Genomic DNA, 25,185 nt, shown 5'->3' with positions numbered 1-25,185 from the left:
ACATAATATGGCACCGAAACCGTATATATGGACCGCGAAAGCGACCGACATTCTTGCCAAAGTCACGCGCGCTCGTGCCAAACTTAATAAGCTTCAATCTGTTTGACGCACTACACTAGGTATTCGTCTGGGGGCCGCAAACAAGATAAATCAGGTGCGTTTCAGCGATGGTTCCTCGCTGTCGATCGACGCCATTTTATTGAACGCGCCCTCTTTTGCAATCAGTTCGGCCACAAGTATCGTGATGCCCGGAAATGCCATTTCACTGACACTGACCGGCAGTGCCAATGTCACGGCAACGGCCAATATGTGGAACGATGTCATCACCGCCAACAGCGGCAACGACACGCTCATCGCTGGCACCGGCAACGCCACTTTTTACGGCAATGGCGGCACGGTGACCTACCTGTTCAATACCGGCAGTGGTCAAATCACGATCGGCAACAGCGCCATAGCAGACACGCTGCTGTTCGGAGCCGGCATCACCGCCAGCAATCTGGTGACATATTCAAACGTCGTCAATGGCGCGGCGAGCGTGACCCTGGCAGTCAGCAGTGGTGGCAGCGTCAGCGTCAATGGCGGGGCATTGAGCCAGGTAAAATTCGCCAATGGCAGCACCACCACGCTTGGCGCACTGGTCAGCGCGGCGACCGCGAGCTCGGCGGTCAGCACGGTCATGGGCGCGGGCGTCACCAAGCTCACCCTGACCGGAACTGCCAGCATTTCAGCTACCGGCAATGGCTTGAACGACACCATCATTGCCAATAGCGGAAACGATACGCTGATCGCCGGCACCGGTAACTCCAGGCTGATCGCAGGTACCGGCAATGACTTGCTGGTGGCCGGCAGCGGTAACGACACGCTGACTGGCGGCGGCGGCGTGGCAACCTATCAGTTTAATGTCGGAAACGGGGCGACCACGATCACGAATAGCCTCAGCGTGGACACGCTGCAATTCGGAGTTGGCATCACGGCCGCCAACCTGATCGTCACGCCGACCATCGTCGACTACCAGACCGTGTTGACGGTGAAGGTAAGCAGTGGTGGCAGCATTGTTGTGAACGGAACATTGAATCAGGTCAGATTCGCGGACGGCAGCACGACCACGCTCAACGCGTTGAAACCGACCTCGATGACCTCGTCAAAGAGCGTGGTCATGGGCATCGGCATCACCAAGCTGACGCTGACCGGCACGGCGAACATCACCGGCACGGCCAATGAATTGAACGACATTATCTATGCCAATAGCGGCAACGATACGCTCATTGCCGGCAGTGGCAAAGACACGCTCGTTGGCAGCAGCGGTTCGACGACCTACCTAATCAATTACGGTAACGGCATCACCACCATCGAGAATAGCAACAGTACCGATACGCTCCAGTTTGCCAATGGCTTCAATTATCACGCCGATTCTGTCACTGCCCGAACGACGCTGGTCAACGGCGTGAAAGTGGTCAACCTGAACATCGGTGATCGGAACAGCATTGTGATAAATGGCGGTGCCTTGAGTAATCTTCGCTTTAGCGATGGGACGACGGCAACCGTGGCGTCGCTCGCTCCTGCGACGACAATGCTGTCGGACGTAGACGCAGTTTTACCAGCAGGCATGACGGTACTGAAACTGCTCGGCAGCAACAGCATTACGGGCTAGGCCAATGATGTCGACAGCATGATCATCGCCAATTTTGGCAACGATACCTTGGTCGCAGGTCGCGGTAACGACACCTTGGTCGGCGGCGGAGGGGGCACGACCACGACTTATGCAGTGGGCACCAACTCCGGCGTCACCACCATCGACGCAAGCAGACGTTATGATACGCTGCAGTTCGGCGCCGGTATCAGTCTGAATAACTTGGCCGCCATAGCGGCGATCGGCTCCGATGGCAGCCCCACCGTGACGATTACTGACAGCCTGGGAAAACCTGTATTGGTCAACGGCTATGACAATAGCAACGGTTACGGATTGGACTACCTGAGCTTTGCTGACAATAGCACGGCATCGCTGGGTACCTTGTTGGCGCAAGCGAGCACGGGCATCACTGCAGCCACATCTGCCGTCAACGTGATCCTGGCGCCAGGAATCCAGCACATGCAGCTGACCGGCACGGGCAACCTGACGGCGACCGGCAACGATCTCAGTGACGTCATCATCGCCAACAGCGGCAACGATTCCCTCATTTCCGGCACCGGCAACGACACGCTGATCGCCGGCACCGGCAATGACACCTTGGTTGGCGGCAGCGGCGTGACGACCTACCAATTCAATGTCGGCAATGGGATTACCACCATCAAGAAAAGCGCCAGTGCCGATACGCTCAAGTTCGGTAGCGGCATCACTGCCAGCAATCTGTCGGCCTCATCCGCGGTGGTCAGCGGCGTGACGACGGTCACCATCAGCGTGAGCAGCGGCGGCAGCGTCGTGGTCAACGGCGGCGCCTTGTCCAAGATTGTCTTTGCCGACGGCAGTTCCACCACGCTCGCCGCGCTGGCGGCCAGTTCGACCAGCATGACCTCCTCGGTCAATGCTGTCATGGGCCCTGGAATCACCAAATTGACGCTGACGGGCACTGGCAATATTTCCGGCACCGGTAACAACCTGGCGCATACGATCATCGCCAACAGCGGCAACGACACCCTGATCGCCGGCACCGGCCTGGCAACCTTGATCGGCGGCGCGGGCAATGACGTCTTCGTCATCAACAATATTGGCGACGTCGTCACCGCCCAGAGCGGCGCGCTGTCCAACACGATACAGACATCGGTAAGCTACACGGCATCGGCCAACGTGAACAAGCTGACCGGCACCGGTACCGCAGCCATTACCTTGACGGGCAATAACCTGGCCAACGTCATCACCGCCAACAGCGGCAACGACACCTTGATTGCGGGCACGGGGCTGGCAACCTTGATCGGTGGCGCGGGTAACAATACCTTCATCATCAACAAGGTCGGCGACGTGATCACCAAAGCGGTCAACACCGGCAACAACACGGAGCTGACCTCGGTCAGCGCCACGCTGGCGGCCAACGTGCAAAACCTGACCGGCACCGGAACGGGCACGCTGACCCTGACCGGCAACAACCTCACCAACGTGATCACTGCCAACGGCAGCGCCAACCGGCTGGTTGCGGGCAATGGCACGGCGACGCTGGTCTCCGGCGCCGGCAATGACACGCTCGTTGGCGGCACCGGCACCAATACCTTTGTCGTCAACAATGCGGCCGACGTCGTCACCGCCCAGAGCGCCGCGCTGTCGAACACGATCCAGACATCGGTGAGCTACACGGCAGCGGCCAACGTGAAAAAGCTGACCGGCACCGGTTCCGCGGCCATCACGCTCACGGGCAATGGCCTGGCCAACACCATCACGGCAAACAGCGGCGACGACACATTGATCGCAGGGCTGGGGCTGGCTACGCTGATCGGTGGCAGCGGCAACAATACTTTCGTCATCAACAACGCCAGCGACGTGATCACCAAAGCTGTCAACAGCGGCAACAACACCGAGCTGACTTCGGTGAGTGCCACGCTGGCGGCTAACGTGCAAAATCTGACCGGCACTGGCACGACCAGCCTGACTCTCACCGGCAATAATCTCACCAACGTCATCACCGCCAACGGCAGCGCCAACCGGCTGGTGGCAGGCAATGGAACGGCAACGCTGGTCTCCGGCGCCGGCAACGATACGCTGGTTGGCGGCACGGGGACCAACACCTTTGTCGTCAACAATACGGGCGACGTGGTGACGGCCCAGAGCGCTGCGGTGTCGAACAAGATCCAGACATCGGTAAGCTACACGGCAGCGGCGAACGTCAAAACGCTGATCGGCACCGGCACTGCCGCGATCACCTTGACCGGCAACAGCCTGGTTCACACCATCACGGCCAATAGCGGCGACGACACGCTCATTGCCGGCACCGGCTTGGCGACACTGATCGGCGGTAGCGGCAACAATACCTTCGTCATCAACCACGGCAGCGATGTGATCATTAAAGCTGCCAACAACGGCAACAACACGGAACTGACGTCGGTCAGCGCCACGCTGCCGGCGAACGTGCAAAACCTGACCGGCACCGGGACGGCAAGCCTGACCCTGACGGGCAATAATCTCACCAACGTCATCACTGCCAACAGCAGCGCCAACCGGCTGGTGGCGGGCACGGGGACGACGACGCTGGTGTCAGGCGCCGGCTTCGATACGCTCGCTGGCGGTACCGGCAACAATACCTTTGTCGTCAACAGCGCCTCGGATGTCGTCATTGCGCAGGCCACTGCCGTGCTCAATACCATCCAGTCATCGGTCAGCTATACCGCGTCGGCCAACGTGACCAATCTGATTCTGACTGGCACCGGCGCGCTGACCGCCACCGGCAACAGCGGCAACGACCTGTTGGTTGCCAACAGTGGCGCGTCCACACTGGTAGGCGGCACCGGCACCAACGTGCTGCAAGGCGGCGCCGGCGCCAGCACCTTGAAGAATCCGACGGGCAAGGCGGCCTTTCTTGGCGGCGCGGGCAGTGAAGTCATCATGGCCGGCACGGGTGCGGCGTTTATCGATGGCGGCGCGGGCAACGACAACATCACGCTCGGTGCGGGCGCGACAGTCGTCGCTTTTAATACCGGCGGTGGTGCCGATACCGTCACTGCAGGAACGGGCCTGACCAACGTCCTGAGCTTGGGCAAAGGGATCGCCTACGCCAATCTGACGTTCAAGAAAAGCGGCACTTCCCTTGTTTTGAACACCGGCGGTACGGATTCCGTTACCTTTAACAATTGGTACAGCGGGGCAGCCAATCAAAACTTCGTGACCTTGCAAGTCATCGAAGCGAGTGCGGCCACGTTCAACGCGAGCGCAAGCAATCCTTTGTACAACCAAGGCGTTGAGGCATTCGACTTCAAAAAACTGGTTGCCGCTTTCAACACGGCACTCGCTGCCAATCCGACCATGACCAGTTGGAATCTGATGAACAGCTTGCTGACCAATCACCTAAGCGGCAGTAACACAGCCGCGTTGGGTGGTGATCTGGCCTATTACGATGGCTTGAACGGCAACTTGGCGGGGCTAAACCTGGCAACCGCCACCGGAACGCTGCAGGATGCGACGTATGGCAAGACGGCGCAGGCAGTAGACGCCTGGAGCGGGGTTAGCACGGGCGGTAACCGCTTGCGTTGATCGATTCGAACACATACTGCGCCTGGCTAAGTCTTGGCGCGGTATGGCTTCGTTCGGGAGCACGCGCGCCCGATCAAGCCCATGTGCAGAGTCCAATCATATACAATCGGCAAGCTTAAACTTCCCATCACCTGATTTCATGACCCAGAAAAAACTGCTACTCCTGAGCGTATCTGCCGGCGCCGGCCACATGCGGGCGGCCGAGGCGCTGCGCGCCCACGCCCAGCTGCATCATGGCGGCGTCGACGCGGTCCACCTCGACGTCATGGATTTCGTCAGCACGGGCTTTCGCAAGCTGTACGCCGAGTACTACATCAAGCTGGTGAACAAGGCGCCGGCGCTGTGGGGTTACCTGTACCACGCCACCAACGAGGCCCGCCCCGACAGCTCGCGCGAAAAAATGCGGCGCGCGCTTGAACGGCTAAACACCGGTGCGCTGCTCAAGGAAATCGCGCGGGTCAAGCCGGACGCCATCATCTGCACCCACTTCCTGCCCGCCGAGCTGCTCTCGCGCCTGATCCGCAAGCATGGCTTCACCTGTCCGGTGTGGGTCCAGGTAACGGACTTCGACCTGCACCGCATGTGGGTGCACGATCACATGGCAGGCTACTTCGCCGCCAACGAGGAAGTCGCGTTTCGCATGCGCGCGCAAGGCATTGCCGGCGCGGCCATTGCCGTGACGGGCATTCCCATCATGCCGGTGTTCGGCGCGCCGCTCGAACGCAGCATCTGCGCGCGCGAAGCCGGGCTCGACCCCGAGCGCACGACCATTTTGCTGATGGGCGGCGGGGCAGGGCTGGGCAGCCTCGCTACGGTGGCAGAACGCCTGCTTGCGCTAGGCAGCGATTTCCAGCTGATCGTTTTGGCAGGCAAGAACGCCGTCGCGCTGGAAGCACTCAACGCGCTGGCGCTGCGCTATCCCGCTCGCCTGCTGGCCCAGGGCTTCACCGACAAGGTGGAGCGCCTGATGGCCTGCGCCGACCTGGTCATCACCAAGCCGGGCGGGCTGACGACGTCCGAATGCCTGGCCATGGGCTTGCCGATGATCGTCAATGCACCCATCCCCGGCCAGGAAGAGCGCAACGCCGACTACCTGTTGGAGCAGGGCGTGGCAATGAAGGCCTTCGACAGCGTCACGCTCGAGTACCGCGTGCGCTACCTGCTCGACAATCCGGCCAAACTGGCCGACATGCGCGCCAAGGCGCTGGTGCTGGGCCGCGCCGACGCCGCCCGCGCGGTGCTGGCCGTTGTTTTGCCCGACGCTGGCCATCCTCCCACCATCGCGGAAGCGGCGTGAAGGCGCCCGCGCGCCGCAACCTTGGTATTGCGCTGACGCTGGGCTGGGTCGTGCTGCTCGGCCTGTTTTTCGCGATGACCGAAATCCAGATCGAGGGCCCGGCCGGGTGGGCCGCCAACCTGCCGACCTGGCGCATTGAGCACCACTGGCTGCTCGACATTTTCTGGGGCGGTCGTCCCATGACGAGCTATCACGCCTGGGTGTTTCCGTTTATCGCACTGTTTTTCCACTTTCCGTTTTTCTTCCTGCAGCAATGGTCGTGGCGCCTGGAAGCGCGCGCGGTCAGCTGCATCATGGTGTTCTGGATTGCGGAAGACTTCCTGTGGTTCGTCTTCAATCCCGCCTTCGGCCTTGCCAACTTCGATCCGGCACATATTCCTTGGCATATTCACTGGCTCTGGTTTGCGCCCGTCGATTACTGGTGGTCCTTGCTCGCAGCTGCGGTGTTGATGACTTGGTCTCACCGGAAATCTCGTCCTTAGGGCAACCGCAAGCGAGCAAAACGCAACGCTATTGGTATTGACGCAGGAATTTTTAAATGCTTTAGGGAACGTCAAACCGCTTACTCATCTATTCTGGGGGCAAGTAACTGGATGTTTCCTTGTTCTGCGCACCCATTCCCCAATGCACATTGCCCCGTTTCCTGCCGATGAAGCCGAGCGCCTACTGGCGCTGTACTCCGCGCGCATACTCGACACAGAACCGGAAGAAGAGTTCGACCGCATTACGCGCATTGCCGCCCAGTTGCTGAAAGTACCCATTGCGCTGGTCTCGCTGGTCGATGCCGAGCGCCAGTGGTTCAAATCCAAAGTTGGCCTGGACGTCACGCAAACGCGGCGCGACATATCGTTTTGCGGCCATGCGGTGCTGCAAAAAGAGCCGTTCCTGATCTCTGACGCCCAAGCCGACGCGCGCTTTGCCGACAATCCATTGGTGATGGGAGCGCCGTTTGTGCGCTTTTACGCCGGCATTCCCCTGCTGTCGGTGGAAGGCCAGGCGCTGGGTTCTTTTTGCGTCATCGACCACGTTCCGCGCATCCTGACCGACATCGAACTGGCCTCCCTGGTGGACCTGGCCCGCATGGCGCAAGAGCAAATCCAGCGCCGCCAGTTGCTGCTCGCGTCCGGCAAAGTGCTGGAGACTTTGCGCGAGAGCGAAGAGCGCCATCGCCAGCTGATCAGTCATGCGCCCGAGGCTTACCTGGTCAGCGATGGCGCGCGCATCATCTTTGTCAACCAGGCCGGGATGCGCTTGCTGGGCGCGCAGCGCGCCGACCAGATTGTAGGCATGCCCGCCCTCGGTATCGTCGCACCCGCCTACCGCCAGATCGTCGCCCAGCGCGCCGAGATGGCGTACCGCACGCTGCGCCCGAATGCACCGCTTGAAATGCGATGGCTGCGCGTCGATGGCGCCGAGGTGGATGTGGAAACCACCACGGTGTCGTACACGAGCAATGGCGAGGTGCGCATCCAGATTATTGCCCGCGACAATACCATCCGCAAGCAATACAAAACCGAGCTCGAGCAGCTCGCCACGCACGATGTGTTGACTGGCCTGCCCAACCGCGCCGTGCTGCGCGACCGCCTTGAGCAAGGCATCCACCGCTGGCTGCGCCAAGGCCATGGCGCGGTGGTGGCATTTCTGAACCTGGACCACTTCAAGAACGTCAACGATGCGTTCGGCCACAGCGTGGGCGACCAGGTCCTCACCTCGGTGGGCAAGGTCTTGCAATCCTCGGTGCGCAAGAACGATACGGTGGCGCGTATCGGCAATGACGAGTTCGTCCTGATCCTCGAACAGATTGACGAGAGCGAACTGCGCATCTTGCTGCAGCGCCTGATCGACAACATCGGCCAGCCGATCAAGGCATTGCGGCAAGATATCACCGTTTCGTGCAGCGTCGGCTATTGCCGCTACCCGGCTGACGGCGCCACCGCCGATGCGCTGCTGACCGCCGCCGATACGGCCATGTACCGCGCCAAGGACCTGGGCCGGGCCACGGTCAGCTGCTACGAGCCGGCCATGCAGGGGGCGGCCAGCGAGCGCCTGACGATGGAGAGCCGGCTGCGCCTGGCCCTGGCGCAAAATGAATTCGTGCTGCATTACCAGCCCAAGGTAGACCTGCGCACGGGCAAGGTGGTCGGACTCGAAGCGCTGGTGCGCTGGCAGGATCCGCAGCTGGGCTTGATTCCCCCGGTGCGCTTTATCCCCGTGGCCGAGGAAACGGGCTTGATCGTCCCGCTGGGCGACTGGATTTTGCGCACCGCGTGCGAGCAGGCAGCGGCGTGGCAGCGCGAAGGCATTGCCCACATGCCGGTGGCGGTCAACCTGTCGGCGCGCCAGTTCCTGCAGAGCGACCTGGTCGCGCGGGTGGGCCAGATCGTCCGGGAAACGGGCATCGCGCCGCACCTGCTCGAACTGGAGCTGACCGAGAGCCTGTCGATGGACAGCCCGGAAAAAAGCATCGCCGTCCTGACCGCGCTCAAGGAAATTGGCCTCACGCTCACGATTGACGATTTCGGCACCGGCTACTCCAACCTCAGCTACCTGAAACGCTTCCCGCTCGACAAATTAAAACTGGACCAGTCGTTCGTGCGCGACATGGCGCAAAGCAGCGAAGCGCTGGCCATTGCGCAGGCCATCATCACGCTCGCGCACGGCCTTCACCTGCGGGTGGTGGCCGAAGGGGTGGAAACGGCCGAGCAACTGGCCTTGCTCACCCTGCAAGGCTGCGACGAAATGCAGGGCTACTTTTTCAGCCGGCCCTTGCCCGTTGCGCAATGTTCGGCGCTGCTGAGGGACGGCAAGGAACTGGCCTTGTCATTATTTCCCGTCGTTTAACCCCGTTTCCGGCCGTGCCCCGTTTCACAAGCAGCGATCTTTTATTCACTGCAAGGAACCGGAGAACACCATGACACGCGCCACCGCCCCAAGCACCATCGCACTGCACAGTATCAAGATCGCATCCCCATGCACGGCCTCCTGGGCCGCCATGCGGGGCGACGACCGGGTGCGCCACTGCAACGACTGCAACAAGAGCGTTTTCAACCTGTCCGCCATGCCCGAGGCCGAAGGCGCCGCGCTGCTGGCCGCAAACGCCGATGGCGCCTTGTGCGTGCGCTATTACCAGCGGGCCGACGGTACCGTCATGACAAGCGACTGCAGCACCAGCGCTCGGGCCTATACGCGCCGCACCCTGCGCAAGTTGCCCGCGCTGGCCGGCGCAGCCATCGTCGCCATGTCGGCGGGGGGCGGCGCCACGGCGCAAAGCATTCCGCCGACCCCGCCGCGCGACGTGGCAACAATCATGATGGGCGCCCCGATGCCCACCGCGACGACAACCGTGACCGTGACCGTGCCCGTGCCCGTGCCCGCCCAGGCAGTGCGCCCGCCGCTGGCCGTTGCTAGCACCGTTGCGCCAAATCCCTACATCATGGGCAAGCCGTCCTTCGATCGCAACAAGGAGCCGGCGATCAAAGACAAGGAGCCGGCGTCACCCGCGCGGTAAACACATTGAGCAACACACGCTACAATCTTACTTCTTGAACAGCGCACTGGCGCGGAAGGACGAGATTGAACGAGCCCAACTTGGCAGCCGAGCGCTGCGCATACACCCTGTGGGACATGGTGCTCTACATGCTGCGCCTGGGCGCGCTTGGGTTCGGCGGCCCGGTGGCGCTGGTCGGCTACATGCACCGCGACCTGGTGGAGCGGCGCGGCTGGATCACCGAGGCCGACTACAAGGAAGGCTTGGCGCTGGCCCAGCTGGCGCCGGGGCCCTTGGCGGCGCAGCTGGGCATCTACATGGGCTACGTCCATTACCGCATCCTGGGCGCAACGCTGGCCGGGCTTGCCTTCGTCATCCCGTCGTTCCTGATGGTAATCGCGCTGGGCTGGGCCTACGTGCGCTTTGGCGGGCTGGCGTGGATGCAGGCGGTGTTCTATGGCGTGGGCGCGGCGGTGATCGGCATCATCGTCATGAGTGCGCGCAAGCTGACCATGAAAAGCATCGGCAAGGACAAGCTGCTGTGGGCGATTTACCTCTTGCTCGCGGCGGTAACGGTCATCACGGAATCCGAAGTTGCCTGGCTCTTCATCGCCGCCGGCGTGCTGGTCTGGCTGGTGCGCGCGCCGCCCAGGTTTTTGAGCGGAGGCAAGCTGCATTCGGTGGCCTTGCTGCACCTGCCCGTGCTCTCCGGCGTGGCCAGCACGGCCGAAGGCGGCGTGCTGGTGCAGCTGGCGCTGTTCTTCGCCAAGGCAGGCGCGTTTGTTTTTGGCTCGGGCCTGGCGATCGTGCCGTTTCTGTATGGCGGTGTGGTCACGCAATTTCATTGGCTGACAGAAAAGCAGTTCGTCGATGCGGTCGCCGTGGCCATGATCACGCCGGGGCCGGTGGTGATCACCGTGGGTTTCATCGGCTACCTGATCGCCGGCTTGCCGGGCGCGATTGTCGCCGCGCTGGCCACCTTTATTCCCTGCTATTTGTTCACCATCATTCCGGCGCCATACTTTAAAAAATACGGCAAGGTGCCTGGCGTGCTGGCCTTTGTGGACGGCATTACGGCAGCGGCCATCGGCGCCATTGCCGGCTCGGTCATCGTGATCGCCAGGCGCTCCGTGGTCGATGTGCCGACGGCACTCATCGCTTTGGTGACGATAGGGCTTCTGTGGCGCTTCAAACAGTTGCAGGAACCGGTGGTGGTGCTGGGGGCCGCGCTGATCGGGCTGGCAATTTATCCGCTCGTGCATTTCAGATAGTCATTTAGTTGCATTCGCGTTAAACTGGCTTTTTAGGCAATCATCTGCTTGCCTTTATTTCCCCAGGAGACTTCCATGCGTCTGTCGAACACCGTTCTTGCCTTGCTGTTTGCCGCCACCCTTGCCGCTTGCGGCAAGCCACTTCCCGCTGACAAAGCCGCGTTCGCCGGCCAATGGAGCGGCCCGGCAATGCAGATGCTGATCACCCAGGACGGCAGGGTCGAATACAGCCGCGTCAACGACGGCAACACCACGTCGGTCAAGGCGCCGATCAAGGAATTCGCCGGCAACAACCTGATCGTCGGCCTGGGCCCGATGGCAACCACTTTCGTGGTTTCGGCACCCCCGCACCAAGATGGCGAGGCATGGAAGATGACGGTTGACGGGGTCGAGCTGACGAAAAAGTAAGGCAGTGAAGGGGGTGTGGATGACCGTCCACACATTATTTCCTATGCGCGTTAGCGAACGGAAATCTTTCCTTCTGTGGCATATCCTGAATTGGTCGAACAGGAGAAACCGCATGCAACAACTTATGATCACCGTGATGGCAATGCTCAGCGTGATCGCACCGATCGTGCTTGGCAAAGTGCGCCGCATGCTGATGACGCCGCGCCTGCTCAAGCTGTTCCAGCACATGTTGTGGACCACGTCCCCGCGCCCGGCCACGGCGCTCGACACGGGCGCGGACCATGCCGACGCTCATCAGTTCGCCGGCACGCCCGAATGGGAAAATCTGCTGGCCTACGCCAGGTCGGGCCGCACGTTTTGCATTGCCTTTGCCTGTCGCTTGTTTCCAAAACAAATCATCGCAGCGTAAGCGCCACCCCGCAAAAAGCCACTCACTCCGGTTCCCGGACATGAGTGGCTTTTTCCATTGGTGAGTCTGGGTGAACGTGGGCCGGGCACAAACAAACCATCGCACGCCGTGTTTTGCATTGACACAAAACATTTATAGGAATATATTTTAGTCAAAGTTGGAAACGCTTCCACCCTGCCTTAGCAGGCCGGCTGCCGCATCCCGACGACTTCATTTACACCAGTGCGCAGGCGTCAGACCTGCCCGGTCAGGAGACTTATGTTCCATCGAAACGCTTCACGGCGGCAGCCCCACTGCGCCCGCTTTTCCCGCCCCGCCTGCCGCGCAGCGCGCAGCGCGCCCAACGAATGCACCAGCAAGGAACAGCCAACGCATGCAGTTGGCGTGGAGTGGCCCAGGCGAATGGGAAGGCGCTTTAAAGCGCCGTGTCCGTCCGGTCCATATTTTGAAGAAGAGTAGAGACGAGGAGTTACAGTGAACAAGCAAAGCAATCAAATGGGCAGCACACAAAAAAAACTGGTGTTGTCGGCGCTCGCGGCCAGCCTGTTGATGATCTATGGGGCGCAAGCGTCGGCCAGCGTGACCAGCCCGACCATCGGCCGGCTGCTGTGGTCGGAAGAATTCAATGGCACCAGCCTGGACGCCACGCGCTGGACTGCGGACAACGGCAATGGTTGCCAGATCAATCTGTGCGGCTACGGCAACGCCGAGCTGCAGTACTACAGCCCGAACAACCTGTCGATCATCAACGTCCCGTTCGAGACCGCCACGCGCGCGCTGGCCATCAAGGCGCAGCGCGAAGTAGTCGGCGGCAATTCATTTACATCGGGGAAAATCACCTCGGCCGGCAAGGTGCAGGTGCAGTACGGCATGGTTGAAATGCGCATCAGCACGCCGGCGGTAGGCGTTGGTTTGTGGCCAGCAGGCTGGATGCTCGGTTCGAGTCCGCAGACCTGGCCGCGCAACGGCGAGATCGACATCATGGAAATGGGCCACAAGGCCGCCGGCCGTGTGCCCGCCGGCTCGCCGCCGGCGAACAATTTCACCGGCTCGAACGTCATCACGTTCCAGCAGGCCGCCTGCGTGCCCGGCAATGAAAGCTGCGCCGCCTCGACCGCGTGGCAAACCAAGAACTGGTACGCGGCCGCCACACCGCTGGTGAACCGTTTCGTCACGTACCGCTTCTACTGGACCGAATCCCAGATGCGTTTTACGGTCGTCGACAATGGCGTCGAACATAATCTGTATGACAATCCGCTGCCGGTCAATTCGACCGCGCTGCAGGCGCCGTTTTACCTGCTGCTCAACCTGGCAGTGGGCGGCAACTTTACCGACGCGGCCGCGCCGGGCAACGTGACCGCGCCACTGCCGGGCACCATGTATGTCGACTATGTGCGCGTGTATGAACTGGACGGCAAAGGGTCGGTCAAGCTGGGCAATACCATCACGCCGGAAGTGGGCAAATTCGGAGTCTTCACGGACAACACCGTGGTCAACAACAAGCAGGTGGCCGGCACCAGTTCCGACATTTTTCTGTGGAATGGTGCCTCTACGTCGGCAGGCAATATTGCGCCCTTTGAAGGCAGCAACGCCATCGCTTGGAACTATACGGCGCCGAACAACTGGTTCGGCGGCAGCGTGCAGTCGCGCCAGGTGCATGACATGAGCAACTTCAAAAATGGCGTGATGAAGTTCCGCATCAAGATTCCGGCCAACGTCGCCTTTAACATCGGCGTGCAGGATACGTACACCAACCAGAACTCGGTGAACTTTCCGCCGAACGTGACGACGTATGGCCTGGTGCGCGACGGTAACTGGGGCACGGCAACCATTCCAGTGTCGGCGCTGGCAGGCACCAAGATCGCGCTGCAGTCGATGCTGGACCAGTTCCAGATTTCAAGCGACGCGGCACGCCTGCCGACGGCGCCGTTCCAGTTTGCCATTGACGATATCGTCTGGGATACGGGTGTGGCAACCCCAACGCCAACGCCGACGCCAACGCCTACACCAACCCCAACGCCAACGCCAACGCCGACGCCAACGCCAACACCAACGCCAACGCCAACGCCAACGCCAACCCCGACGCCGACGCCAACCCCAACCCCGACGCCAACGCCAACCCCGACGCCGGCCCCGACCCCAGTATCAGTGAGCCAGGCCGGCGCCACCAGCCTGACCTTCACGGTGCGCACGACCAGCTGGGCCGACGTGCACTACGCCGTCAACGGCGGTGGCCAGCAGAATTTGCGCATGCGCCAGGATGCAGGCGTGAACACCTACACGGCCGGCGGCTTGAAGATCGGCGACGTTGTCAAATACAGCTTCACCTATTGGGACACGACCAAGAACTACGCCGTCGACACCGCAATCCAGAGCTACACCATGAAGTAAGGCCTGCCGGCCTTTTTGCACGGCGGCCGCGTTGCCTGACGCGCCCGCCGTTTTTTTCAGGAAGCGCACTGCGTATCGGCCTGCGGCGTGCTGGCATAGCCACCCGTCACGCCGCCATAGGGCGCTTCGGTCAAGTCGCCGATCCAAGGCGCGCTGCCAACCACCAGGGTAACGGTCGTGCCAAACAGGCCGCTCGCTCCTTTCAGCAAAAATTGCTTGTGCGCCTGCCCGATGGCGATGCGCATCAGCCTTTCCGGGCACAGCACAGGTTCGCCCAGCATCTGCGCCACGCGCTCCTGGTCAAACGAGAATGTGACGCGATTGCGCTCGGGGCAGGGCAGCGCGATGGCAACCGCGCCTGTCGCGTCGTCGCTCAAGCTGACGGTCACCGTGGACTTGCCGAAACGCTGGGATACAAAATACCGGACGTGCGTCTTCATCGAAAATTTCCCCAACTAAAAATGTAAATTTAGCATTGATTTCAGTTGAGGTATTGCACGATTCCGGTCGGAAATGGGGGTTTCGCAGCGCCATTTTGGCGCTACAGCTGGCCGCTTTCCTTGATGGCGCGGTAGCGGTTCACCAGCGCGCTGCTTAACTTTTCCGGCGTAATGTCGATCAGCCGGTCGGCGCGGATGCCGAGCCGCTTGATGGCGTCGCGCCGCTGCTGCAGGTAGTGCACCGTGGCGCTGTAGCGCAGCGCGTCGCCAAACGATTGCACTTCGGTGCTGCGCGCGCGGTCCATGACTTTTTCGCGCAGGCTGGCGCACATCACGAGGTGCTTGGTCGACATCAGTTCGCACGCCGCGCGCAGCGCCGTGTCGTCTTCGTCGCGCAAGTTGGTGATGACGACGACAAAGGCGCGCTTGCTCAAGCGGTTGAGCAGTGCCGTGGCGGCCTGCGTGAAGTCGGGCGCCATCTCGCTTGGCTGCAGGTCGTAGACGCCGGCCAGCAGGCGGTCAAGCCCGGTGCGGCCCTTGAGCGGCGCCAGCCAGCGCGTTTCGCCGCCAAAGGTCATCAGGCCGACGGCGTCGCCCTGTTTTTGGGCAAGAAAGCCCAGCGTCAGCACGGCATTTAAGGCATGGTCGAAGTGCGTGGTGACGTCGTCGCGCGCGTGCATGCGGCGCCCGGTATCGAGCAGGAACACGACCTGCTGGTCGCGCTCTTCCTGGTATTCGCGGGTGATCGGCTTGTTGCGGCGCGCGGTCGCTTTCCAATCGATCGAGCGCATGCTGTCGCCCTGGCGGTATTCGCGCAGCTGGCGAAAGTCCGTCCCTTCGCCGCGCCGGCGCTTGCGGATGGCGCCGGCGGCGGGCGCGCGGCGGTCGGTGGCGCTGAGCGTATGGCCAAGCAGTTGCGCAAAGTCGGGAAACACCTTGACCGCGCTGTCGGGCCCCACGCGGTGCAAGCGCGTCCACAGTTGCAGGGGCGAGGTCACGCGCAGGAATGCGGGCCCGAAGGCGGCTTGGCCGCGCTGGTCGGGGCACAGGCGGTAGGTGACGGCGGCAAAGGCGCCGGGCGCGATGCGGGTGCTGTGCTCCAGGCCTTCCATCGGCCACTGGGTCGGATAGTCGTCGTGCAGGTCGAGCGCGAGCGTGCGCGCGCTCTCGTTGTGCACGCGCAGCGTAACGTTGTTCCAGCAGCCGACCGGCCACACGCCTGCCAGCTCGCGCTCTACGCGCAGCGCCGGCTGGCGGCGCGACATCCAGGCGTCAAGCGCCGCCACGGCAGCCAGCGCCACGCCGGCGCCCTGCCAGAACTGGGCCAGCAGCGGCCAGTGGCTGGCCGCCAGGCCCAGCACGGCCCAGCCGCCGGCGCAGGCCAGCAGTGCGCGCGAGGGCGTCAACGCGTCAGCCACGCGGCGCAGGCACTTCTTCGATCAGGCCGTGCAGCAGGTCGTCGCTGGACAGGCCATCGAGTTCGCTTTCCGGCGAAATGGCGATGCGGTGGCGCAGCACCGGCAGGCTGGCGCTCTTGATGTCGTCCGGCGTGACGTAGTCGCGCCCGGCCGTCAGCGCCATCGCGCGCGCCATGCGCACCAGCGCGATGCAGCCGCGCGGGCCGGCGCCAATCGCCACGCCCGGCCAGTCGCGCGTGGCCCGCACCAGGCGCACCGCATACGCGGCCACGGCGTCGTCAACGCGGATCTTGGCCACCAGCTGCTGCAGCACCACGATGGTTTCGGGCTTGACCAGGGTGGCCACGTTGCTCACTTCCAGGCCGTCGCCGACGCGGTCGCGCGTGACCATCTGCAGCATCGCTTCTTCCTCGGCCTGGCTCGGGTAGTCGATCCGCACCTTGATCAGGAAGCGGTCAAGCTGCGCTTCGGGCAGCGGGTAGGTGCCTTCATTTTCCAGCGGGTTTTGCGTGGCCAGCACCATGAACGGGGGGGGCAGCTGGTACGACTCGCCTTCGATGGTGACCTGGCGCTCCTGCATCACTTCGAGCAGCGCGGACTGGGTCTTGGCCGGCGCCCGGTTGATTTCGTCGGCCAGCAGCAGGTGGGTGAAGACGGGGCCCTTGCGCACGCTGAAGCTCTGGCTCTTGATGTCGAACATGGCGTGGCCCATGACGTCGGCCGGCATCAGGTCGGGGGTGAACTGGATGCGCGAAAAGTCGCCCGAAAACGTTTTCGCCAGCGCTTTGACCAGCAGTGTCTTGCCCAGCCCGGGCACCCCTTCGATCAGCACGTGGCCGCCGGCCAGGCAGCACGCCAGCACCTGGTCGACAACGTGCTGCTGGCCGATGACGGCGCCGCGAATTTCGGCGCGCATGCGCTCGATGATGCCGATCGCCTGCGCCAGGCGCTCGGCGGAAATGGCCGGCGCGGCCGGGGTGCGGGCGGCGCTGTCGCTGCTCGAGATGCTATCGTTCATGGTGGTTTCTCAGTTCTTGAAGAATGCGGATCTGGCGCGTGAAATGGAGGGGCGTGCTGGCGGCGGCCTGGTTCAGGGCCTGGCTGACGTGGACTTCTGGCAGTGCGCACAGGCGCGCCAGGGCGGCGTACAGCTCGCCCTGGGGCAGGCGGAACAGGGCCGGAGCGCGGCGCCGGATGATGTCGAGCGTGTCCTGGCGCGCCGCGTCGAGCAGCACCTGGCGCCCGCCCTCGGCCTTCCAGAGCCAGGCGCCGCTGGCGTCGATATGCTCCATCAGGCTGCGCCGTTCGATGGCGCTTTGCGGCAGCACCGGGCCAAAGCGGCGCACGCCGGCCCAGAACAGCAGCGCAAGCAGCGCCGCCAGCGCGAGCAAGGCCATGCTGTAGTGCTTCCACAGCAGTTGGTACCAGGGCACGGCGTCCAGGTTTTGCACGATCGTCACTTGACGGCTGGCCTGGTTCAGTGCCGCCAGGGCCAGCAGCAGTTCGCCATGGTCGTGCTCGCGCAGCTCGCGGTTATTGAAAAAGTCATCGGCCAGCATCACGATCTTGCCCTTTGCTTCGGCGTACACGCGCACCGTGCTCGCGTCGTCGTCGCTCCACAGCGCCTGGCGCGCGCCGGGCATGCTGATCAGCTTTGTGTATCCGGCGTTCAGTTCGAGCCGGTAGCCGGCACCGGGAAGTTCGACGTGGCGCATCGCCGGGCCCGACTTGCGGACCGGTTTGCAGTCCTTGGGCGCGCTCTTGCCAGCCTTGTCGCTTCTGGCGCAACTGCCGGGTGGCGCGGCGAAAAACAGGCGTGCGCCCAGGAGTACTGCGATGGGGTCGTTTTCCACCAGCTCGTCGCTTGAATCGCCGGCCTTGGCCGCGCTGTCCGCGGTGGCTGGCTCTTCTTCTTCGTCGCTGTCGTCGCTGTTGCTGGTGCTGGCGTCCTCATTCGCGGCGGTCGCCGTGGCCGGCCCGTCCGCTTCGGCCTGCTCGGCGATCTGAACTTTCAGTTGCGCTTCCTCGGCCGCAGTAATCCAGCGCGGTTGCGCGACCAGCGTATTGCCGCGCCTGACCCACGCCAGCAGACGCTTCGCCTTGTCTTGTTCCATCACGCCGGAGGCGTCGGCCAGGATCAAGGTTCCATCGGGTAGCTTGTCGAGCGCCAGTTCACCGAGCGAGCCGGCCACGGTCACGCTGCGCGCGTCCTGGCGCAGCAGCATGGTGGCGGCCAGCATGCGGTTGCGGCGCGCCGCATCGGACTGGCCGGGAACCGGTTCCCACTTCTTTTCCATGCTTTGGTGCCAGCCCCAGGCACCAAGGGCGCCGAGGGCGAGAACACCCAGCAGCGCGAGCAGGTATTTGGCGGGCGTGTTCATGCGCGCTTCTCCCTGGCCGCGCCGAATTGCTGGTCCCACTCGGCGCAGCGTGCATGCACGGTGCCGTCGTCGGGCCAGCGGTCGCCGTAAGCGCCGTTCAGCCACAGCGTGGTGGCGGCGCGCGCCACCTCAAGCCGGCCGTGGCCCAGGCGCTGGGCGCCATTGGCGTGGGTCGCCGCGCGCAGGCAGTCGCCTTCGGTGTCGCCCTGGCGCAGGGCCAGGCCATCGTCGCTTACCAGGCGCGACAGCGTGGCCCGATACAGCAAGGCCAAAGCGGCGCGCCGCTCTCCGCTGGCCCACAGCGCGCGCACTTGCGCAGTGACGTCCGGCGGGAGCGACTCGGCGCGGATGTCCAGGCCGCCCACTTCGGTTGCGCGCGCCAGCTTGACGCCGCGGCTGAAAGCGGGGAAATGGTCGCGGTAGCGGTACAACAGGTAGGCAACGACGCCGATACCGAGCGCGATGAACACGATCTTGAAGATCGACGCCAGAAAACCCAGGTTCGGCAAGTTTGGAAAACCGGATGCGTCCCGCTTTTTCTCCTTTTTCTTGGCCTTGATTTTGGCCGGCTTGGGCTGCCAGTTCTCCACGCACTCAAAGCCGCGCAAGTCCTTGTGCTGGTAGACCTGGTCGACCTGCTGGCGCACTTGCGCCTGGTGCGCATTGGCGCTCTTGCCGCGCGCCGGGAGGTCGAGTTTTGGACCGTCGCAGGTGGCGCTGAGTGCTGCAGGGGTGGCGGGGGCGGCCGCGCGGGCGTCGGCGTCGGGCGCCGCGCCCAGCGCGCACGCGGCAGCCAGCGTGGCGAGCAGCAGCGAGAGCGCCGGTGCGCCTGGCGTATGCGGCTTGGCCAGTACGGGGCGGCGGATCTGGCGCAGCTGGAGTTCGAGGTCCCACGCCTCCAGGCTGGCGCGCCGGTTCAGGTACAGCGTAAAGCCGCAGGCGGTGTAGATGGGCGCCATGATGCCGCCCGCCACGGTGTAGGCGCCCAGCCACATCAGTTCGCCGAGCCGGTTGCCCACCACGTCCGCTTGCTCGCCGAAGAGCAGCCGAAATGGGCTGGCGCCGTCGCCGTCGCCGGCGAACATGGCCAGGAAGTAGATCAGGCCGAATTCGAGCACCAATTCAAGCACCACGCACACGATGCCGAACCAGAACGCGGCCTGACCCGTGCCGTTGGCGCGCAACACGCGCCGGCGCACGGCGGCCACGTCGTCGCGCGCCATCTCGAGCTGCCAGACCGGCTGCATCAGGCCGCGCCCGGCGGCAAAGATGCGCCCCCAGGTCAGCAGTTGCCAGGCGCCGCCGCCTAGCTGGCCGGGCCAGGCGCGCACCGCTTCCTGCCACGTGACGGCAGTGCCGAACACCTGGCGCGAGAGCACGTACAGCGGCGCGCGTTCGAGCATGGGGCGCACCCACCAGGCCAGCACGGCCCACAGCCAGCCCAGATCGGGCAGGTAGAGCGTGAGCGCCGCGCACAGCGCCGCCAGCGGCAGCCAGAGCACCAGAAAGGATTTGTAGGCGGCGCCCGCGTGCGAACGCAGCAGCGCAAAGCCCAGGTCAAGCGCCTGGGCGTGGCTGCGCGGGCGCAGCTCGATTTGCAGCTTGTCTATTTGCACGGCGCGCCCCTCATTGCTTGCCGCGCCCGGCGAACGCGAAGAACGCGATCACCAGCGTCCAGCACAGCGCGCCCACCGCATACTTGACGCTTTGGGGAATCGACGTCGAGGCCGACCAGAAGCCTTCGAAAAAGGCGGCCAGAAAGGTCAGCAGCGCAGCGCCCACGATCACCGGGAACATTTGTTCGCTAGCGACATGCAGCGCGTGGCCGCGCGACAGGCGGCCCGGGTGGATCAGCGCCAGGCCCAGCTTCATGCCCGACAGGCCCGAGAGCACCAGGCCGGTCACTTCAAAGCTCGAATGGGTGATCACGAACGACCAGAAAGTGTGGCGGGTGGCCGGATCCTTGCTCAGCCAAGCGCCGATCACGCCGATGTGCATGCCGTTGAACGCCAGGCTCAGCAAAGCGGGAATGCCGCCGAAAATACCGCCAGCAAAGGTCCGAAAGCAGATCGAGATATTGTTCCAGATATAGTGGCCGAACATTTGCATATCGCCCTCGCTGCCGCCGCGCCCAAACTTGATGGCGCTGGGCTGGTACATCTGGTGCGCGCTGGCCAAGTCGTTTGACGACATAAAACTGTAAGCCAGTTGCGGGTCGTACCAGACCATGAGGCCAATGCCCAGGCCCACGCCAAACACGGCCAGCACGGCCACCAGCAGCAAGCGCCATTCGGCGCGCACGCGGCACGGAAAGTCGACCATCATCCAGCGCAGCAGCGTATTGGGGCGCTGCACCGCGCTGCCGTACAGCAGGCGATGGCAGTCGCCCACCATCTTTTGCAGGTAGTCGGCCACGGCCGGGGAGTAGCCGCGCTGGCGGCACAGCGCCAGGCACTGGCACAGGCGGCGGTACAGCGCCGGCAAGTCGCGCCGGTCGGTGGCGCTGCCGTCGAGGATGGCGGCGATGCGCTGCCACAGCTTAGCGTTGTCGGCTTCAAACTGGTGTTGCTTCATTGGGTAAATCCTGCGACATAGCCGCGCATCGCTTCGACCGAGGCGGCGCCGATGCGGCCGGTGAGCGGCGCGGCGAGCGTGCCCAGTTCAGCCATGCGCTCGATCGGCAAGCTGCTTTCGCGGTCGAACAGGTCGGCCAGAGTGCGCTGCTGGTCGGCATTGAGGGGGAAGGGCGGCGGCATCGGTGGGGCCGCCGGCGGGCGCGTGCGCACCGGCCTGAACTCGCGGTGGATGACGACAGTGCCGGCGACAATGTCGCCGAGGCGCCGGAACTTCACGTCGAGCATCATGCACAACAGGCCCGACATATAGAAGATGGGCAGGAAGTCCGCCACCAGCAGCAGGTTGCGCAGCGTCGATTCGCGCCAGCCGACCGGCAAGCCGTCGGCGCGCACCACTTCCAGGCCGGTGGCGCGCTTGCCCAGCGTGCGTCCGCCGAAATAGACTTCGCTGATGATGGGGTAGCCCCAGTAGGCGACGAACAGGGCGATCGAGTACAAACCCTCACCGAGCTTGCCTTTGGGGAGAATAGCGTACAGGAGCCCGGCGGCGACCGCCCAGACCAGGAAGTCGAGCATCCAGGCCACCGCGCGCAGATAAGGGCCGGCGGGGGTGAGCAGCAGGCGGATGCCTTCGGGTGTGACGAGGGACAAACGGCCGTCTAACAAGCGCGTCCCCTGGGATGGTTGGGCGCCGCGCTGCCTGTGTGACTTCCCGCCATGCTTAGCGCCATGCTGTGTGCCGTCTTGTTTTATTCTGTAGGTGTGTTTATTGTAACCAAGAAACGATATGCGGCTGGCAAAAATATGCATTTGACAGCATGAAAGCGACGCAAACGTGGGGCAGTGGATAAATTTACAACAATACGGGGAGCGAACTAGGTGGGTCGGGTTAGCGTAAATTGGCTTGGGAAGGTAGTCGTCCCGGCTCGCACGTGCTCGCTTGACTGTGTAAAGTAGCCAACGGCAGCCGGTCACTTTATGTCAAACGAAGCTTCAACGCGTGATGGGAGGCCAGACATAGGCGCGCTGGTAACGGTTGTTTACCAGCGCGATTCTTCCACGGACAGATTGGCGTTCAACCACCCTCGCTGGCAGCGATCTCTTTGTAGCCTTTCTTGGTTTTTTCCTTGATCAGTTTTTCACGCTCGGCACGTGCTTCGCGCGGTTCGTCGAAATCCTTCACCTTCGATTGTCCGGCAGTGCCGATACGGCCGAATCTAACATTCAACTCACAATCGCTGACGCTCACTTCCCAGAATTTGCTTGCGATGCCTTCCACCATCTCGAAACGCCGGACACCCAGGTTTTTCCGATAGCTGGCGACGAAGGCGGAGACGCGCTCTGCAGTGTCAGCCTTGGGCTCCTGGATCAGGAACATCTCGCGGTCTTCCCAATCGACCACGACCCCGATGGCCTCAGCCATTTCCTGGTCAAACTCGTCAAACGCGTCTTCGTCCTCGCAATCGGACGGCGGCATGAAGTTAAAGACCACGTACAGGTGGCCATTGCTCATGAAACGTAGCTCCGGCTCACCTTCAGCATCAAAACCCGAAAGCGCGACAACGCGCGCCACTTCACTATCGTTATTATCTTCCATGTGGTGCTGGCGTTTTCCGATGGCAGTGCATTGCGGGTGTACAAATCCCGTATGAGAAAGTCGAGATGCAACGTTACTAAAGTGTACTGCCGGTAATATTAAGGTGTCCATCCCCAATGTGCAAGGATGCAGGCGGGGCAGACTGCCGTTTTTGGTGACCGCGCGCCGCTTCAGTGGCGCTCGTCGGCTTGCGGCGTGTCGACCAGTGGCTGGGTGAACCTGGGCGACGCTACTTTGTCAGCCTTGACGATGCATGTTTCGTACGGCAGGGGTCGAGCCGTCGATCGGTCAACAAGTGCAATTGGATGATGCCAGGAGGCCCAGTCCATTGATCGATTCAATGGGAAAACAACGACTCGGAAATGCTGACCCAGGCATGCGAGGAAGGCACGTGGGCTTGGGCAAGCAGACGGTATTTCAGCGTTGCGACGTTTGCCAACGAGTATGGCCATATCAGGCACGTGCGAGACATGTCGTACTGCTCAAGGCGGGCGAAAATCCTTAAAAACTTCAGCGCTATCGTTTACCTTCAACTAATTTCCGCCTTGGCGATGATCCTGACATTTCATCACCAGTGACGCGCAACGTTAAATAACGCTGGTCATGATTCGCACGCGCTCCTCGCGCCAGTCCGCTTTACAATTTACGATTAGCGTCCGCTCGAATCGTAGCCTGTTGAAAGCGCTTCAACTTGCGGCAAAATACCGCTGGTACGCGATCGCCATCGTGTGGATGGTTGCCGTGGCGGGCTGGGCCACCGTCTTCACGCTGCCCAACGACTACCAGACCAGCGCGCGCGTGTTGCATGGAAATTTCTTCTGCGGAGGCACTGATTTATTTCCTGCGGTTTCCTCCTTCGCGGCTTGCCCAATGCCGGCCGGGGACGCCTTCGCGCATCAGTTCGGGCCTGTGGCGGCGGCCGGCATCGGACAACCCTTAACGAAAGCGGACGGCCGATGGCGCCTACTCTACACCACAGGAATAGCCCGACCCACTCTATTCGAGGCCGACCCACTTTATTCGCTCTCGTCAATTGTTGCAACATAAGGAACTGCAGGACGCAAAAATACTTTCGCGCGAAAGCGCCCGACAGCTGGCAGGTAGCCAGTGCAAATGCAAAAATATGGCACGTGGCAAAATGGATCGTTCGTACTTTGATGAGAAGAAGGAATACAGGTGCCGAAGGTATTCAAGGATGACAAGCCGTGCGCGATCTGCGCTTTTATCGGCAGCTGGATGTATTTGCTCATGAAAAAATTCGGCCCGGAGCCGGACCTGGCGCTGTGGTCGAGCGCGACGGTGATCACGGCGCTGCGCTTGGCCTCCTGGCGATTCGAAATGCGGATAGGACATTAGTCCGATGGAAAATGCTTTTATGTTAAGGTTTTCTTTTTTTACTGGATGACCTCACATGCCCCTGCAACCCAAGCTGCTGCTGCTGCTCTTAGTGATTGCGTCGACGTTGCTCTTCGGCGGCTGCGCCAAGAAAGCCACCACGGAGCCCGGGCTTGCCAAGGTGGACTATTGGAAACCGATGTCCAGCTACCTCGCCGGCAACTACAGCGCCATGTGCATGGGGAATCCTGCGGAGACGAACGTCAACATCGTCATCGGTGCCGACGGCAAATACACCTTCGGTCAATACGCGGGCGACCTACACACAAGCACGGAGCTGGTGTTCAGCCGTAAGCGCCAATGGGACGGCTCTGTCGGGCTCTTTTTACACGCGGAGTGGGACGATGGGGTGCTCAACCTGGCCACCGGTAATGGCGGCCAGGGGAGTGTCGCCAGTTTTGGCAAGGGCGGAACTAATGTGTTTGTTTGCTCCCCATCGAAATGGACGATTGGGCTTGCCGCCAAGCCTCTGCACGTCGTGTTCGCGAGCCTGCTCGACGCGGCCCCACGCCAGATCAGTTGCATTCGTGCTGCCGACATGAAGATGACGAAGCTGTCTTATCAATTCAAGGATGGCGTGGTTCAGATTGGAGAGTACAAATACATTGTGAGCAAGATGAACGCGTCAATCCGTGTCGACGGCCAGTTCAGCTCGCTCTCATACATCGCAGGGTCCGATGATGATGGCAGTATTTCAGTCGGCCTGGACCAACACGGCAAGGTCCTGACCGTGATGGCCCAATCGAAGGACGGCCCCCTTTTAACATGCAACAAGGCCTAGACCCTGCTCCGTTAGATATATGAAACCAGATGTCCAGAAAACGTGACTGTTCAGCCCCTATGACCGGCAGAAATTAGTTGTAAACAATTGTGATCGCGTTCATCATGCTGGCATGGCAACGAAACCTTCTTCTCCCGACCTGACTGGACTGTCCCACGAAC

The 25,185-nt window shown here is 62.3% G+C and carries 21 protein-coding genes; 13 read left to right on the top strand and 8 right to left on the bottom strand.

Annotation, left to right across the window (positions count from 1 at the left end; all coding sequences use genetic code 11):
- Nucleotides 1-397: 397 nt before the first annotated feature.
- The 10 genes from ACP7D4_RS26040 to ACP7D4_RS25995 all read left to right on the top strand — a co-directional run bounded on the left by ACP7D4_RS26040 (nt 398) and on the right by ACP7D4_RS25995 (nt 14,436).
- Nucleotides 398-1,651, top strand: coding sequence for a beta strand repeat-containing protein (locus ACP7D4_RS26040; RefSeq protein WP_426212216.1), 1,254 nt, complete (start codon nt 398-400; stop codon nt 1,649-1,651).
- A gap of 18 nt (nt 1,652-1,669) precedes the next feature.
- Nucleotides 1,670-5,173: a beta strand repeat-containing protein gene (locus ACP7D4_RS26035; RefSeq protein ID WP_426212213.1), complete on the top strand. Its 3,504-nt coding sequence runs from the start codon at nt 1,670-1,672 to the stop codon at nt 5,171-5,173.
- A gap of 139 nt (nt 5,174-5,312) precedes the next feature.
- Complete coding sequence (locus tag ACP7D4_RS26030; protein ID WP_426212212.1) at nt 5,313-6,470, top strand: MGDG synthase family glycosyltransferase; 1,158 nt, start codon at nt 5,313-5,315, stop codon at nt 6,468-6,470.
- A complete protein-coding gene (locus tag ACP7D4_RS26025; RefSeq protein ID WP_426212210.1) occupies nt 6,467-6,952 on the top strand; it encodes a hypothetical protein in 486 nt (161 codons plus the stop codon). The genes ACP7D4_RS26030 and ACP7D4_RS26025 overlap by 4 nt, the downstream gene beginning before the upstream one ends.
- A gap of 142 nt (nt 6,953-7,094) precedes the next feature.
- Entirely contained in the window at nt 7,095-9,311 is a 2,217-nt protein-coding gene (locus tag ACP7D4_RS26020) for a putative bifunctional diguanylate cyclase/phosphodiesterase (protein WP_426212208.1), read from the top strand.
- A gap of 70 nt (nt 9,312-9,381) precedes the next feature.
- Nucleotides 9,382-9,978, top strand: a complete 597-nt coding sequence (locus ACP7D4_RS26015) for a hypothetical protein (RefSeq protein ID WP_426212207.1) — start codon at nt 9,382-9,384, stop codon at nt 9,976-9,978.
- A 116-nt stretch (nt 9,979-10,094) separates the two neighbouring features.
- Nucleotides 10,095-11,228: a chromate transporter gene (locus ACP7D4_RS26010; RefSeq protein ID WP_426212214.1), complete on the top strand. Its 1,134-nt coding sequence runs from the start codon at nt 10,095-10,097 to the stop codon at nt 11,226-11,228.
- 75 nt (nt 11,229-11,303) lie between these two features.
- Nucleotides 11,304-11,636, top strand: a complete 333-nt coding sequence (locus tag ACP7D4_RS26005) for a hypothetical protein (protein ID WP_426107625.1) — start codon at nt 11,304-11,306, stop codon at nt 11,634-11,636.
- 112 nt (nt 11,637-11,748) lie between these two features.
- Entirely contained in the window at nt 11,749-12,045 is a 297-nt protein-coding gene (locus tag ACP7D4_RS26000; protein WP_426212205.1) for a hypothetical protein, read from the top strand.
- Between the two features lie 495 nt (nt 12,046-12,540).
- Complete coding sequence (locus ACP7D4_RS25995) at nt 12,541-14,436, top strand: glycoside hydrolase family 16 protein (RefSeq protein WP_426212203.1); 1,896 nt, start codon at nt 12,541-12,543, stop codon at nt 14,434-14,436.
- A 56-nt stretch (nt 14,437-14,492) separates the two neighbouring features.
- Here ACP7D4_RS25995 and ACP7D4_RS25990 read toward each other — a convergent pair whose 3' ends face one another.
- From ACP7D4_RS25990 to ACP7D4_RS25955, 8 genes are all read right to left on the bottom strand, one after another.
- Nucleotides 14,493-14,876: a hypothetical protein gene (locus ACP7D4_RS25990; protein ID WP_426212202.1), complete on the bottom strand. Its 384-nt coding sequence runs from the start codon at nt 14,874-14,876 to the stop codon at nt 14,493-14,495.
- A 101-nt stretch (nt 14,877-14,977) separates the two neighbouring features.
- Nucleotides 14,978-16,294 carry a DUF58 domain-containing protein gene (locus ACP7D4_RS25985; protein WP_426212200.1) on the bottom strand — a complete coding sequence of 439 codons (1,317 nt, stop codon included), beginning with the start codon at nt 16,292-16,294 and terminating at the stop codon, nt 14,978-14,980.
- Entirely contained in the window at nt 16,287-17,312 is a 1,026-nt protein-coding gene (locus ACP7D4_RS25980) for an AAA family ATPase (RefSeq protein ID WP_426107620.1), read from the bottom strand. The genes ACP7D4_RS25985 and ACP7D4_RS25980 overlap by 8 nt, the downstream gene beginning before the upstream one ends.
- Nucleotides 17,302-18,675, bottom strand: coding sequence for a DUF4350 domain-containing protein (locus tag ACP7D4_RS25975; RefSeq protein ID WP_426212199.1), 1,374 nt, complete (start codon nt 18,673-18,675; stop codon nt 17,302-17,304). The genes ACP7D4_RS25980 and ACP7D4_RS25975 overlap by 11 nt, the downstream gene beginning before the upstream one ends.
- Complete coding sequence (locus ACP7D4_RS25970) at nt 18,672-20,291, bottom strand: hypothetical protein (RefSeq protein ID WP_426212198.1); 1,620 nt, start codon at nt 20,289-20,291, stop codon at nt 18,672-18,674. Before ACP7D4_RS25970 ends, ACP7D4_RS25975 begins: the two co-directional genes overlap by 4 nt.
- 10 nt (nt 20,292-20,301) lie before the next feature.
- On the bottom strand, nt 20,302-21,249 hold the full coding sequence (locus ACP7D4_RS25965; protein ID WP_426107617.1) for a stage II sporulation protein M: 948 nt from the start codon (nt 21,247-21,249) through the stop codon (nt 20,302-20,304).
- Nucleotides 21,246-21,917: an RDD family protein gene (locus ACP7D4_RS25960; protein ID WP_426107616.1), complete on the bottom strand. Its 672-nt coding sequence runs from the start codon at nt 21,915-21,917 to the stop codon at nt 21,246-21,248. The genes ACP7D4_RS25965 and ACP7D4_RS25960 overlap by 4 nt, the downstream gene beginning before the upstream one ends.
- A 409-nt stretch (nt 21,918-22,326) precedes the next feature.
- Nucleotides 22,327-22,848, bottom strand: a complete 522-nt coding sequence (locus ACP7D4_RS25955; RefSeq protein ID WP_426212197.1) for a WGR domain-containing protein — start codon at nt 22,846-22,848, stop codon at nt 22,327-22,329.
- A 675-nt stretch (nt 22,849-23,523) separates the two neighbouring features.
- Here ACP7D4_RS25955 and ACP7D4_RS25950 point away from each other — a divergent pair.
- From ACP7D4_RS25950 to ACP7D4_RS25940, 3 genes are all read left to right on the top strand, one after another.
- Entirely contained in the window at nt 23,524-23,895 is a 372-nt protein-coding gene (locus ACP7D4_RS25950; protein WP_426212196.1) for a hypothetical protein, read from the top strand.
- A gap of 129 nt (nt 23,896-24,024) precedes the next feature.
- The gene (locus ACP7D4_RS25945) at nt 24,025-24,204 is read left to right on the top strand and encodes a hypothetical protein (RefSeq protein WP_426107613.1); all 180 of its coding nucleotides are present in this window, start codon (nt 24,025-24,027) and stop codon (nt 24,202-24,204) included.
- A 55-nt stretch (nt 24,205-24,259) separates the two neighbouring features.
- On the top strand, nt 24,260-25,024 hold the full coding sequence (locus ACP7D4_RS25940; RefSeq protein ID WP_426212194.1) for a hypothetical protein: 765 nt from the start codon (nt 24,260-24,262) through the stop codon (nt 25,022-25,024).
- The last annotated feature ends 161 nt before the right edge of the window (nt 25,025-25,185 follow it).

The organism is Massilia sp. TWP1-3-3 (assembly GCF_049897805.1).
In the GTDB taxonomy this organism is placed as follows: Bacteria; Pseudomonadota; Gammaproteobacteria; order Burkholderiales; family Burkholderiaceae_D; genus Telluria_A.
This window is presented reverse-complemented; position numbering and strand designations above follow the sequence as displayed.

Excerpts from the sequence above, each read along its gene's own strand:
- ACP7D4_RS26035 (WP_426212213.1), top strand. The coding sequence starts at position 1,670 with ATGATCATCGCCAATTTTGGCAACGATACCTTGGTCGCAGGTCGCGGT.
- ACP7D4_RS26030 (WP_426212212.1), top strand. The coding sequence starts at position 5,313 with ATGACCCAGAAAAAACTGCTACTCCTGAGCGTATCTGCCGGCGCCGGC.
- ACP7D4_RS26020 (WP_426212208.1), top strand. The coding sequence starts at position 7,095 with ATGCACATTGCCCCGTTTCCTGCCGATGAAGCCGAGCGCCTACTGGCG.
- ACP7D4_RS26015 (WP_426212207.1), top strand. The coding sequence starts at position 9,382 with ATGACACGCGCCACCGCCCCAAGCACCATCGCACTGCACAGTATCAAG.
- ACP7D4_RS26010 (WP_426212214.1), top strand. The coding sequence starts at position 10,095 with ATGGTGCTCTACATGCTGCGCCTGGGCGCGCTTGGGTTCGGCGGCCCG.
- ACP7D4_RS26005 (WP_426107625.1), top strand. The coding sequence starts at position 11,304 with ATGCGTCTGTCGAACACCGTTCTTGCCTTGCTGTTTGCCGCCACCCTT.
- ACP7D4_RS26000 (WP_426212205.1), top strand. The coding sequence starts at position 11,749 with ATGCAACAACTTATGATCACCGTGATGGCAATGCTCAGCGTGATCGCA.
- ACP7D4_RS25995 (WP_426212203.1), top strand. The coding sequence starts at position 12,541 with ATGGGCAGCACACAAAAAAAACTGGTGTTGTCGGCGCTCGCGGCCAGC.
- ACP7D4_RS25990 (WP_426212202.1), bottom strand. The coding sequence starts at position 14,876 with ATGAAGACGCACGTCCGGTATTTTGTATCCCAGCGTTTCGGCAAGTCC.
- ACP7D4_RS25980 (WP_426107620.1), bottom strand. The coding sequence starts at position 17,312 with ATGAACGATAGCATCTCGAGCAGCGACAGCGCCGCCCGCACCCCGGCC.
- ACP7D4_RS25975 (WP_426212199.1), bottom strand. The coding sequence starts at position 18,675 with ATGAACACGCCCGCCAAATACCTGCTCGCGCTGCTGGGTGTTCTCGCC.
- ACP7D4_RS25965 (WP_426107617.1), bottom strand. The coding sequence starts at position 21,249 with ATGAAGCAACACCAGTTTGAAGCCGACAACGCTAAGCTGTGGCAGCGC.
- ACP7D4_RS25955 (WP_426212197.1), bottom strand. The coding sequence starts at position 22,848 with ATGGAAGATAATAACGATAGTGAAGTGGCGCGCGTTGTCGCGCTTTCG.
- ACP7D4_RS25940 (WP_426212194.1), top strand. The coding sequence starts at position 24,260 with ATGCCCCTGCAACCCAAGCTGCTGCTGCTGCTCTTAGTGATTGCGTCG.